At 67.9% G+C, this 10,623-nt stretch carries 13 protein-coding genes and 1 pseudogene; 11 read left to right on the top strand and 3 right to left on the bottom strand.

The annotated features are described in order from the left end of the window. From ACFPZL_RS06655 to ACFPZL_RS06610, 10 genes and pseudogenes are all read left to right on the top strand, one after another. Positions 1–703, top strand: a pseudogene (locus ACFPZL_RS06655) (hypothetical protein); the annotation flags it as partial. After that, on the top strand, positions 678–1,019 hold the full coding sequence (locus tag ACFPZL_RS06650) for a hypothetical protein (RefSeq protein ID WP_218116430.1): 342 nt from the start codon (positions 678–680) through the stop codon (positions 1,017–1,019). The pseudogene ACFPZL_RS06655 and the gene ACFPZL_RS06650, both read left to right, overlap by 26 nt. Positions 1,020–1,076: 57 nt before the next feature. Continuing rightward, the gene (gene rpsF / locus ACFPZL_RS06645) at positions 1,077–1,436 is read left to right on the top strand and encodes a 30S ribosomal protein S6 (RefSeq protein ID WP_218116431.1); all 360 of its coding nucleotides are present in this window, start codon (positions 1,077–1,079) and stop codon (positions 1,434–1,436) included. A 3-nt stretch (positions 1,437–1,439) separates the two neighbouring features. Continuing rightward, the gene (ssb, locus tag ACFPZL_RS06640) at positions 1,440–1,988 is read left to right on the top strand and encodes a single-stranded DNA-binding protein (RefSeq protein ID WP_218116432.1); all 549 of its coding nucleotides are present in this window, start codon (positions 1,440–1,442) and stop codon (positions 1,986–1,988) included. Positions 1,989–2,068: 80 nt separating this feature from the next. Then, positions 2,069–2,329, top strand: coding sequence for a 30S ribosomal protein S18 (rpsR, locus tag ACFPZL_RS06635; protein ID WP_218116433.1), 261 nt, complete (start codon positions 2,069–2,071; stop codon positions 2,327–2,329). A gap of 11 nt (positions 2,330–2,340) precedes the next feature. Next, entirely contained in the window at positions 2,341–2,790 is a 450-nt protein-coding gene (gene rplI / locus ACFPZL_RS06630) for a 50S ribosomal protein L9 (protein WP_218116434.1), read from the top strand. A gap of 616 nt (positions 2,791–3,406) precedes the next feature. Next, the gene (gene dnaB / locus ACFPZL_RS06625; RefSeq protein ID WP_218116435.1) at positions 3,407–4,783 is read left to right on the top strand and encodes a replicative DNA helicase; all 1,377 of its coding nucleotides are present in this window, start codon (positions 3,407–3,409) and stop codon (positions 4,781–4,783) included. Between the two features lie 156 nt (positions 4,784–4,939). Beyond that, positions 4,940–6,136, top strand: a complete 1,197-nt coding sequence (locus tag ACFPZL_RS06620; protein WP_218116436.1) for an acyl-CoA dehydrogenase family protein — start codon at positions 4,940–4,942, stop codon at positions 6,134–6,136. A gap of 175 nt (positions 6,137–6,311) precedes the next feature. Then, entirely contained in the window at positions 6,312–6,887 is a 576-nt protein-coding gene (locus ACFPZL_RS06615; RefSeq protein WP_382334922.1) for a hypothetical protein, read from the top strand. Continuing rightward, positions 6,884–7,171 (top strand): ABC transporter ATP-binding protein, encoded by a 288-nt coding sequence (locus ACFPZL_RS06610; protein WP_218116438.1) that lies wholly within the window; start codon positions 6,884–6,886, stop codon positions 7,169–7,171. The genes ACFPZL_RS06615 and ACFPZL_RS06610 overlap by 4 nt, the downstream gene beginning before the upstream one ends. A gap of 299 nt (positions 7,172–7,470) precedes the next feature. On the opposite strand, the gene purB is transcribed toward ACFPZL_RS06610, so the two are convergent. From purB to ACFPZL_RS06595, 3 genes are all read right to left on the bottom strand, one after another. Beyond that, positions 7,471–8,853, bottom strand: coding sequence for an adenylosuccinate lyase (gene purB, locus ACFPZL_RS06605; RefSeq protein ID WP_218116234.1), 1,383 nt, complete (start codon positions 8,851–8,853; stop codon positions 7,471–7,473). 90 nt (positions 8,854–8,943) lie between these two features. After that, positions 8,944–9,420, bottom strand: coding sequence for a low molecular weight protein-tyrosine-phosphatase (locus tag ACFPZL_RS06600; protein WP_218116233.1), 477 nt, complete (start codon positions 9,418–9,420; stop codon positions 8,944–8,946). A gap of 1 nt (position 9,421) precedes the next feature. Next, positions 9,422–10,120, bottom strand: a complete 699-nt coding sequence (locus ACFPZL_RS06595) for a PIN domain-containing protein (protein WP_218116232.1) — start codon at positions 10,118–10,120, stop codon at positions 9,422–9,424. An 84-nt stretch (positions 10,121–10,204) separates the two neighbouring features. Here ACFPZL_RS06595 and ACFPZL_RS06590 point away from each other — a divergent pair. Next, positions 10,205–10,623: MBL fold metallo-hydrolase (locus tag ACFPZL_RS06590; protein ID WP_382334920.1), on the top strand; the 419-nt coding region annotated here is incomplete at its 3' end.

Below are 10,623 nucleotides of genomic sequence, written 5' to 3'. Positions count from 1 at the left end.
CGCGGTACCGGGCGCAGCGGAACCTGGCGCAGCGAGCACCGGGGTCGCGGGTGCCGGGTCCGCCGAGGCAGCGGGCGACGCTGTCGACCGCTCGACGGTGGATCCGCTCCCGCCGCCCGCCGCCTCGACGACCACAGCCCCGCCGCTCTCCGTCCCGACACTCTCCGTCCCGCCGCACATGGCCCCGCCACCTACTGCGCCGGTCGAAGCGCCGCCCGCGGCCGGGCAGATGTTGCCGCCGCTGCCCGCTCCCCCGGTGATCGGACCGGACGGGATCCCGTTGCCGGGCGCCGCTCCCCTGCCCCTGCCGATCCCCCAGCCGGCACCGCAGCGGTTGCCGCAGGCGTTCTCGGCGGCGCCGCTCGGCCCGCAGCAGAACCAGGCGCGGAACCCGCGCGGTCTGAGCACGGTCGCCAAGGTGATCGTCGCCATCCTGGTCGTCGGCTTCATCCTCGGGGTCGGTTCGCAGCTGTTCCGTTCGTTTCCGGGATCCGACGGTTTCGGCTGGGAGTTCAGCGATGAGGAGTTCGAGCAGGATCCCGGCTTCTTCGACGACGAGGAGTTCTTCGATGAGGACCTCGATGGCTGGGATGAGAACGACGAGTTCGACGGTACCGACGAGTGGGAAGACGAGTTCCCAGAAGACGAATTCGACGACGAATTTGACGCCGGATTCGATGACGGATCCGGCGACGGCTGGTGACCCAGCGCGGCGGGCGCCGTCGAGTCGGCTGATCGTGCGGATCGGCGCGATCCTGCACCGCATCGTTCCGTCCCGGCCGCAGAATCGCACCGATCTGCAGAATCGCACACGCGAAACCGCGTTGCCCTGTGCAATCCTGCAGATCGGTGCTTTCCTGCAGATCGGTGCAATCCTGCAGACCTGTGTCTTCCTGCAGATCGGCGCGATCCTGCAGCTCACAGGTGCGGTACGTTGTCGCCTCGACCGCAGAACTGCTAACCTGTACAGGTTGTCCGTCCGCGCGCATGTCGTGCAGCGCGTCCGGGCACGTGCATAAACACCCTCCTGCTGCAGAAATCCTGCAGCCGTGTAGTCCGAAGGAGGTGGGTCAGTAATGCATCCTTACGAACTCATGGTGATCCTCGATCCCGGTATCGATGAGCGCACCGTGGCCCCGAGCATGGACAAGTTCCTCGGCGTCATCCGCAATGCGGGCGGCGAGATCGAGAACGTGGACATCTGGGGCAAGCGTCGTCTCGCGTACGAGATCAAGAAGCAGGCCGAGGGCATCTACGTCGTCGTCAACTTCACCGCGACCCCCGAGGCGACCGCCGAGCTCGATCGTCAGCTGGGCCTCAGCGAGGCCGTGCTCCGCACCAAGGTGCTGCGCTCGGACGAGCTCATCGCGCAGCGTGCCGCTCAGTCGAAGCGCGACCAGGCCAAGGCCGCCCGCGCCGCGAAGGTCGGCGCCTAGGTCATGGCCGGCGAGCCGCTGATCACCGTCGTCGGCAACCTCGTTGCCGACCCCGAGCCTCGCGTCAGCCAGGCCGGCAAGTCGTGGGTGACGTTCCGCATCGCCTCGACCCCGCGCGTGCGCGATCGCCAGTCCGGCGATTGGTCGGACGGCGAACCGCTGTGGCTGGGCTGCCGTGCGTACGGCGAGTACGCCGACAACATCGCGGCGTCGCTGACGAAGGGCATGCGCGTCATCGTGCAGGGTCGTCTGACGCAGCGCAGCTACACCGACAACCAGGGCCAGCAGCGCACCTCGCTCGATCTCGAGGTCGAAGAGGTCGGCCCGTCGCTCCGCTTCGCAACGGCCTCGGTCACCCGTGGTCAGTCGCGCGGCCAGGGCGGCGGCTTCGGCGGCGGTCAGCCCGCGGGTCAGCCGAGCTGGGGCCAGTCGGCCTCGGGCTCGTCGCCCGCGCGTTCCGACAACCCCTGGAGCGATTCGGGCGCCGGGAACTCGGGCCAGGGCGCCGGCGGCGACTTCGGCTCGGGCTTCGACGACGAGCAGCCCTTCTAGGCACGTCCAGACAGTAAGCCGCCCTCGGGCGGAGAAGAACGTTCGCCCCGCTACGGGGCAGCAGACGAAAGAGAATCACAATGGCAGGCAAGTCCAGCGGCGCAGGCCGCAAGCCGGGCCGCGGCAAGAACGCGAAGGTCGCCGCGCCCGCGAAGAAGCAGACCGTCGGCGTCATCGACTACAAGGATGTCGCGACGCTGCGCAAGTTCATCTCTGAGCGCGGCAAGATCCGCGCCCGCCGTATCACCGGCGTGTCCGTGCAGGAGCAGCGACTGATCGCGAAGGCCGTGAAGAACGCCCGCGAGATGGCGCTCCTCCCCTACGCCGGTTCCGGCCGATAAGGAGTCGCATCATGGCGAAGATTATTCTGACCAACGAGGTCGTGGGCCTCGGCTCGGCCGGCGATGTCGTCGAGGTGAAGAACGGGTACGCCCGCAACTACCTCGTGCCCCAGGGCTACGCGGTGCACTGGACCCGCGGTGGCGAGGCCCAGGTCGCGCAGATCCGCAAGGCTCGCGAGACCCGTGCGCACGCCTCGGTCGAGGACGCGCAGGCGCTGAAGGCCAAGCTGCAGGAGGGCAAGATCCGCCTGTTCGCGAAGACCGGTGCTGAGGGCCGCCTGTTCGGCTCGGTGAAGCCCGCCGCCGTCGCGGCCGCTGTGGCCGAGGCCGGCATCGGCGAGATCGACAAGCGCAAGATCACCGTGCCGACCATCAAGACGACGGGTGAGTACCAGGCGACGATCCACCTCCACGAGGGCGTCGACGCCGAGGTCGTGCTGCAGATCATCGCGCAGCGCTGACGTACGGACCGCGCGTTCCATCGCGCAGGATCGCGGGGCCCGGCCATTCGGCCGGGCCCCGCTTTCGTGTTCCCGTCGTGCGTCGTCGAGCGCGCCGGCCGTGCGCCCTCGAGCACCCTCGAGGGCGCCTGTCGAGCGCAGCCGGAGACTGCGCCCCGAGCGTCATGCGTTCCGTCCCGTTCACCTCGGCTTCGAATCCGCGTCGGACCGACCGCCGTGATCAGGGATTCTCTTGAGAGAAGAATCCCACTTGACAAGCGGGTCAATCGTCCTCGAGTTCTCCACAACCGCGTGTCGGGCAGAAGCCTCAAGTCTCGCCTGAGAGTTGAATAACTTCACAGCTGTGAAATCTAAAAAATCCTGATCAAAAGATAAATACTCACCAAATCCGAAAAACTATCCACAAGTTATCCCCATATCTGGGGAGAACTCGGTCAGGAAAGCGGTGAGTTATACACGAAGTTATCCACAGGCTGCCGCAGCATGCCGGGCGGACCATTTGTGAAGAGGCGCGCGGGGGCCATACCGTGAATGTCGGTGGTGGGGTGTCTGATGGGTGAACAGACATCACCTCAGGGTGCCGAGTCACGGCCCCGGCCCGCGAAAGGAGCAACGAGTGTCGATCGCGCATCTCGGAATCCCCGTCGCAGACGACGGCTTCGAAGAGGTCACCCGGGGGTTCGAGCGCACGCCGCCCTATGATCTGCTCGCAGAGCAGAGCGTGCTCGGTGGCATGCTGCTGTCGAAGGACGCGGCCGCCGATGTGACCGGCCTGCTCAGGGGCTCCGACTTCTACGTGCCGAAGCACGAGGTCATCTACGAGGCCGTGCTGACGCTCTACTCGCAGGGCGAACCGACCGATGCGATCACGGTCACCGATCAGCTGACCAAGACGGGCGACCTGCAGCGCGCGGGCGGCGCCGAGTACCTGCACACGGTGACGAGCATCGTGCCCACCGCGGCGAACGCGAGCTTCTACGCCGAGATCGTCGCGGAGAAGGCGCTGCTGCGCCGTCTGGTCGAGGCCGGCACGCGCATCACGCAGATGGGTTACGCGGGCGAGGGCGAGGCGATCGACCTCGTCAACAACGCGCAGGCCGAGATCTACGCCGTCACGGGTGCCGAGCAGGCGGACGACTACGTGCCGCTCTCGACCGCGCTCACCGCGGCGGTCGAGGAGATCGAGAAGGCCCAGATGCACGACGGCGGCATGCTGGGCGTGCCGACCGGGTTCACCGAGCTCGACGAGAAGACCAACGGCTTCGCCCCTGGCCAGATGATCATCATCGCCGCCCGCCCCGCCATGGGCAAGTCGACCCTGGCCCTCGACGTCGCGCGCGCGGCATCGGTCGGGGCCGGCCAGACCACCGTGTTCTTCTCGCTCGAGATGGGCCGCGCCGAGATCGCCATGCGTTTGATCTCGGCCGAGGCGAGCATCCCGCTCCAGACGCTGCGCAAGGGGCAGCTCGACAGTCACGACTTCCAGAAGCTGGCGGTCACTCAGGCGCGCATCAACGAGGCGCCGCTCTTCATCGACGACAGCCCGAACCTCACCCTGGTGGAGATCCGGGCGAAGTGCCGTCGATTGAAGCAGCAGCACAATCTGAAGATGGTGGTCATCGACTACCTGCAGCTGCTCTCTTCGGGGAAGAAGACCGAGAGCCGCCAGCAGGAGGTGAGCGAGTTCTCGCGCGCGCTCAAGCTGCTGTCGAAGGAGCTCGAGGTCCCCGTGGTCGCGCTGTCGCAGCTGAACCGCGCGTCGGAGCAGCGCGCGGACAAGATGCCGGCCATCAGCGACCTGCGCGAGTCGGGATCGCTGGAGCAGGACGCCGACGTCGTGATCCTGCTGCACCGCGAGAACACGTACGAGAAGGAGAACCCGCGCGCGGGCGAGGCGGATCTCATCGTCGCGAAGCAGCGCAACGGCCCCACCGGCACGGTGACGGTGGCCTTCCAGGGCCACTACTCGCGCTTCCAGAACATGCCGAGCTGAGAGCTCGGAGTTCCCGAGCCGCCGCAGGAGACCCCGGACCTCGGATGATGCCTGGTGGCCGAGGTGATACCGCGTCCCAGGGGAGTTGCCCCGAGCCCGCATCCGGGCCAGACTGAGCCGTGAGCCTGTTCCCGACGATGCGAAAGAGGACCCCAGATGAGCCATGTCGACCCCACGAAGCTCCCCGCGCTCGATCCCGCAGACCCGGCCGCGCTCGACGACCTGCTGAGCAGCGACGAGAAGGAGATCCGCGGCGCCGTGCGGCAGATGCTCGATCAGAGCGTCGAACCGTACATCGCCGAGTGGTTCGAGAACGGCGCGATCCCGAACATCCGCGAACTGACGAAGGAGTTCGGATCACTGGGTCTGCTGGGCATGCACCTCGAAGGCTACGGCTGCGCAGGCATGACCGCGACGGAGTACGGGCTCGCCTGCTTGGAGCTCGAAGCGAGCGACTCCGGCCTGCGGTCGCTGGTCTCCGTCCAGGGATCCCTCGCGATGTTCGCGATCTGGCGCTGGGGTTCCGAGGAGCAGAAGCAGCAGTGGCTGCCCGGTATGGCGGCCGGCGACCTGATCGGCTGCTTCGGCCTGACCGAGCCCGATGCGGGGTCGGACCCGGGCAGCATGAAAACCCGTGCGCGTCGGGACGGTAGCGATTGGGTGCTCACCGGCAACAAGATGTGGATCTCGAACGCACCCTTCGCCGACGTCGCCGTCGTCTGGGCGATGACCGACGAAGGCGTGCGCGGCTTCATCGTGCCGGCCGGCACCCCCGGCTTCTCCGCGCCCGAGATCAAGCACAAGCTGTCGCTGCGCGCATCCGCCACGGGTGAGCTCGTGCTCGACGAGGTGCGCCTCCCCGAATCCGCGATGCTGCCGGAGGCACGCGGTCTGAAGGGTCCGTTGGCCTGCCTCAACGAGGCCCGCTACGGCATCGTCTGGGGCGCCCTCGGCGCGGCACGCTCCAGCCTCGACTCCGCCCGGCGCTACGCGACCGAGCGGACCCAGTTCGGCAAGCCGATCGGCGCCTTCCAGCTGACGCAGCAGAAGCTCGCCGACATGACCCTCGAGTACGTGAAGGGCTACCTGCTCGCGGTCCACCTCGGCCGGCGGAAGGATCAGGATCTGCTCCGGCCCGAACAGGTGAGCATCGGCAAGCTGAACAACGTGCGCGAGGCGCTGGAGATCTGCCGCACCGCGCGCACGATCCTCGGCGCGAACGGCATCTCGCTCGAGTACCCGGTGATCCGCCACGCCAACAACCTGGAGTCGGTGCTCACCTACGAGGGCACGGTCGAGATGCACACGCTCGTCCTGGGGCAGGTGCTGACGGGGGAGGCCGCCTTCCGCTGAGTCTGCTGGGCTCACCGCACTCGCTGCGCCGGCCGTGCTCGCGGTATCGCCCGGCGGAGTCGGCCGTTGCCGCCATGACCCCGGCCGGCCGCACAGTGCGCGGGTGAACTGCGCGATAGACTGGAGGCGTCTGGGAAAGGGGCTGAGCGGTATGGCGGATGCGTCGCGCGAAACAGTGTCATCGACGTCGGCCGACCACCGGGCTCTGCGGCGGGCCGGGTTGATCCGAGCCGTCGCACTCGTGCTCGTCGGTCTGGCGATCGCCTTCACCGCGACCCTCCACGAGAGCTTCGCGTTCGATCACTGGCTCCTCTCGACGAGCCTCACCGTGATCGGCGCGGTCACGCTCGTCGAGTACTGGGCGTTGCGATCCACCCTCGAGAGCTGGTGGGTGGCCGCGCGCGCCGTCATCGCGTTCGCCGCCGCGGGTGCGCTCATCGCGGTCGCCGACGACGTGAGCCTCGCCCTCGTCATCGTGTTCTGGGCCATGCTCACCGCCGTCATCACCCTCATGCGCCTCCTCCGCGGCGTCCAGCCGCGTCGGGTCGCGGTGCCGTCGGCGCTGTTGAGCCTGGCGCTCGCCGTCGTCACGCTGCTGGTGCGCGAGGACCCGGTGGCCGTCATCGGCTTCTTCGGCGCCTACGCGGTGATCCGCGGTGTCTTCCTCGGCATCTCCGCCTTCGACGGCGGATCCGTCGGCGCGGCACCCGACGCCGACACGTCTGCTCCCCGAACCGAAAGCGCGATATGACCGACCCCACCCCGTCCGATCAGCAGCCCGAGGTCACGCCGTCGCGCCGCGACCGGCTGCGTCCCCTCGAACTCCTCGGGTTCTCCGGTGTGCTCGCGGTCTTCGCCGGGCTCGTGGTGCTGATGGTCACCCGGGATGCGGTGCGTACCGTGATCGGCGTCGGGATCGCGTTCATCGTCATCGTGCTGGTCCTCGCGCTGCTCGGCCTCGGCGGCAAGCCGAGCGCGGAGGACGTCGAAGCGCGGAAGGATCTGCGCCCGCCGGCCAAGGGCGACTTTCACTGAGCGGGTCACCGCGTCACGCTGCAGACGAGTCCCGCATCCGCACTTCGGGCTGAGTCCGCACTTCTGGCTGACCTTTCGCTGCCTGGCCTCAGCCAGAACTGCGATCTCCTCCCGAACTGCCGAGGGAAAGAGGCTGAGGAGGGGAAATAGGGGCGGAACGGTGAGGGGAGATTCCCGAACACATCCGGTTCCCTCGGACTGTCGTTTCGCCGACGCCGAAGCGTCGATCCGGGGGGGGGGGGGCGAACGGCGGCGCCGACCGGGGGAAGCGAACGAGGCCGGGCAGGCCGGCCGAAGGCCTACGCGAGCCGGTCGAGCAGCTTCGCGGCGTCGCCGATGTAGGTCGCCGGGGTGAGCGCGAGGAGGCGATCCTTCGCGTCCTGCCCGATCTCGAGCGCCGACACGAACTCCACGAGCTCCGCCTGACCGATCCGACGCCCACGGGTGAGCTCCTTGAGCGCCGCGTACGGGTCGCTGATGGTCGAACGGCCGGCGGTGACCTCGGCGCGGATCACGGTCTGGATCGCCTCGCCGAGCACCTCCCAATTCGCGTCGAGATCCGCCGCGAGCACGTCGGGCGCGGCGTCGATCTGGCCGAGGCCGCGCCGGATGTTGTCGAGCGCGAGCACCGAGTGCCCGAGGCCGACGCCGATGTTGCGCTGCGCCGACGAATCGGTGAGGTCGCGCTGCCACCGGCTCGTCACGAGGGTCTCGGCGAGCGAGTCGAGGATCGCGTTCGAGAGTTCGAGGTTGGCCTCGGCGTTCTCGAAGCGGATCGGGTTGACCTTGTGCGGCATCGTGGAGGAACCGGTGGCGCCGGCGACCGGGATCTGGCGGAAGTAGCCGATGGAGATGTAGCTCCAGATGTCGGTGGCGAGGTTGTGCAGGATCCGGTTGGCGTGCGCGACGCGCCTGTAGAGCTCGGCCTGCCAGTCGTGGGATTCGATCTGAGTGGTGAGCGGGTTCCAGTCGAGCCCGAGGCCCTCGACGAACTCCTGCGACACGCGCTGCCAGTCGACGGTCGGGTCGGCGGCCAGGTGCGCGGCGAAGGTGCCGGTCGCGCCCGAGAACTTGCCCAGGTACTCGTTGCGGCCGATCGCGGCCACCTGGCGGCTGAGCCGGTAGACGAACACCGCGAGCTCCTTGCCGAGCGTCGTCGGCGTCGCCGGCTGGCCGTGTGTGCGGCTCATCATCGGCAGCTCGCGGTACTGCTCGGCCTGCCGGGCGAGCTCGACGATCACGGCCTCGAGCTTCGGCAGCCACACCTCGTCGATCGCCTGCTTCACGGTGAGCGCGTACGAGAGGTTGTTGATGTCCTCGCTCGTGCAGCACACGTGGGTGAGCTCGGCGATGCGATCCAGCCCCTGGCGCGAGAGCTGCTCGCGCACCAGGTACTCGACCGCCTTTACATCGTGCTGCGTGGTCGCCTCGATCTCGGCCAGCCGGTCGATCTCGGCCTGCCCGAAGTCCGCCGCCCATGCGCGGAGCTCTGCGAGCTCGCCGTCGGCCAGCGGTGCGGACCCGAGCAGCGAGTGCGAGGTGAGGTAGGCGAGCCATTCGACCTCGACATGCACGCGGGCCCGGTTCAGTCCGGCTTCGGAGAGGAAGTCGCCGAGCCCCTCGACCGCGGGGCGATAGCGGCCGTCGAGCGGGCTGATGGGCTGAGGGGGCAGCTGCGTCATGTGGAGGTCTCCGTGGGTTCGGGGGAGGATCGGCCGAGCTCCATTCTCCCATCTCCACGGGAGGGCGGTTGCGTCGAGCGACGCCACCCCCTACCGGGCGAGCTCGGCGAGCAGTGCGCGGCAGGATCGCTCGACCTGCGCGAGGACCTGTTCGAACGCGGTGTCATCCGAGTAGTAGGGGTCGAACACATCGGGATCGCGCGGCGATTCCGGATCGAACGCGGTGAGCAGTGCCAGGCGAGCCGGCTCCGCGCCCAGTTCGAGCATGCGCCGCTCGTGGCCGCGATCCAGCGCGATCAGCAGATCGTTCGACTCGATGTCGGCCGTGCTCAATTGCGCGGCCCGGTGCGCGCTGCCGTCGTAACCGGCGGCGGCGAGTGCTGCGACGGTGCGCGGATCGGCGCCCTTGCCCACGTGGTACCCGTGGGTACCGCGCGAGGTCACCGCGTAGCGCGCGCCGAGCCCCTGTTCCTCGGCCAGCGATTGGAAGATCACGTCGCCCATCGGGGAGCGGCAGATGTTCCCTGTGCAGACGAAGCTGATGCGGAAGAGGGACGCGTTGTTCATGTCAGTAGTCTGCCGCGTTCGTTCCGGTGTAGAGGTGCTTCACCTTCTTGTAGATCTCAGGCCCCGCGGTCTGAGCTCCCTGGGTCAAGCGGATGTGCAGCTCTTGCAGGCTCGTGGCCAGCGCGAGTGAGTTGTAGATGACCGTGTAGTGGGCGGGCTTGAGCTCGAGATCCTTCACCGCCGCACGCACCGCTTTCTTCGTCGTCTCACTGGCTCTCGCAGTCGGAGGCCGTTTCGTCAGCGTGGCCTTCGCTGCAGGAGCCTTCGGCGGCATGGGCGCATGGGCGGATGCCGGACTGGCCGAAGCTGGTGCCTCGACTCGTGCAGCGATAGTAGGTCGAATCTCAATGGTGGTTGTGCGCCTGCGGTTCTCCCAGTAGTCGAGCACTGCTTGGAAGTCCTGATCCTTGCTGACGATGACGAAGTTCTTCTCGTCGATCGTTGGGTTCCCGATCAGGGATCCGAGGTAGGTGGCCAGCTGCATGTCCAGGTAGTTCTTCGCCGTTCGTGTTGACTGTTTCCAGAGCACAGTCGCGCGCTTGCCCAGCCCGGTCATGGTCTTCACCAGTTCGACCGGAATCCCCGCACCCGCACTCTTCGCACCCAGAAACACAACGACGGTGTCGCCGCCATCCAGTTTCTCGTAGCCTTCGAAGCCGTGATAGCTGGTGTTCTCGAAGTCGATGAGATAGGTCGTCATCCCGGCACCTCCCCCTGGCCTAGCCCGAAGCATATACCGGTGTCGAGAGACGATACCCTGAGCGGAGCAATCCGAGGGAGGCGCATGCAGGCACTCAGCGAGGCGCAGTTCCGCGCGGCCACGACCGGGGGAATGCCCGCGCCCGAGCTGGTCGATCGGCGGGCCGATGGCACCGAACTGTGGTCGGTCGCCGTCCCGATGCCCGACTCGCTGCTGGCGTACACGCTGACCGCGGTCCTGGTCGCGGGTGCCGGTGCGGGTGCTTACGCCGGCGCGGTGACGGTCGTCGACCCGGGGTGGGAGACCCCCGAGACTCACGAGCACCTCGCGGCGGCTCTCGAGCTGATCGGCCGTGAGCCGAGCGACATCGCGCACATCGTCGTGACGCACGCCCACGCGGATCACCTGGGCGCCGCCGACGCATTGCGGAGGCTCAGCGGGGCCGAGCTGCTGATGCACGAGCGCGAGCAGACGGCGGTCGACCAGGTGCGCGGCGCCGCGGG

Source organism: Leucobacter soli (assembly GCF_042659205.1).
In the GTDB taxonomy this organism is placed as follows: Bacteria; Actinomycetota; Actinomycetes; order Actinomycetales; family Microbacteriaceae; genus Leucobacter; species Leucobacter soli.
This window is presented reverse-complemented; position numbering and strand designations above follow the sequence as displayed.

Bases quoted from the DNA above. Each gene is read 5' to 3' on its own strand.
- ACFPZL_RS06650 (WP_218116430.1), top strand. From the start codon at position 678: ATGACGGATCCGGCGACGGCTGGTGACCCAGCGCGGCGGGCGCCGTCG.
- rpsF (WP_218116431.1), top strand. From the start codon at position 1,077: ATGCATCCTTACGAACTCATGGTGATCCTCGATCCCGGTATCGATGAG.
- ssb (WP_218116432.1), top strand. From the start codon at position 1,440: ATGGCCGGCGAGCCGCTGATCACCGTCGTCGGCAACCTCGTTGCCGAC.
- rpsR (WP_218116433.1), top strand. From the start codon at position 2,069: ATGGCAGGCAAGTCCAGCGGCGCAGGCCGCAAGCCGGGCCGCGGCAAG.
- rplI (WP_218116434.1), top strand. From the start codon at position 2,341: ATGGCGAAGATTATTCTGACCAACGAGGTCGTGGGCCTCGGCTCGGCC.
- ACFPZL_RS06620 (WP_218116436.1), top strand. From the start codon at position 4,940: ATGAGCCATGTCGACCCCACGAAGCTCCCCGCGCTCGATCCCGCAGAC.
- ACFPZL_RS06610 (WP_218116438.1), top strand. From the start codon at position 6,884: ATGACCGACCCCACCCCGTCCGATCAGCAGCCCGAGGTCACGCCGTCG.
- purB (WP_218116234.1), bottom strand. From the start codon at position 8,853: ATGACGCAGCTGCCCCCTCAGCCCATCAGCCCGCTCGACGGCCGCTAT.
- ACFPZL_RS06600 (WP_218116233.1), bottom strand. From the start codon at position 9,420: ATGAACAACGCGTCCCTCTTCCGCATCAGCTTCGTCTGCACAGGGAAC.
- ACFPZL_RS06595 (WP_218116232.1), bottom strand. From the start codon at position 10,120: ATGACGACCTATCTCATCGACTTCGAGAACACCAGCTATCACGGCTTC.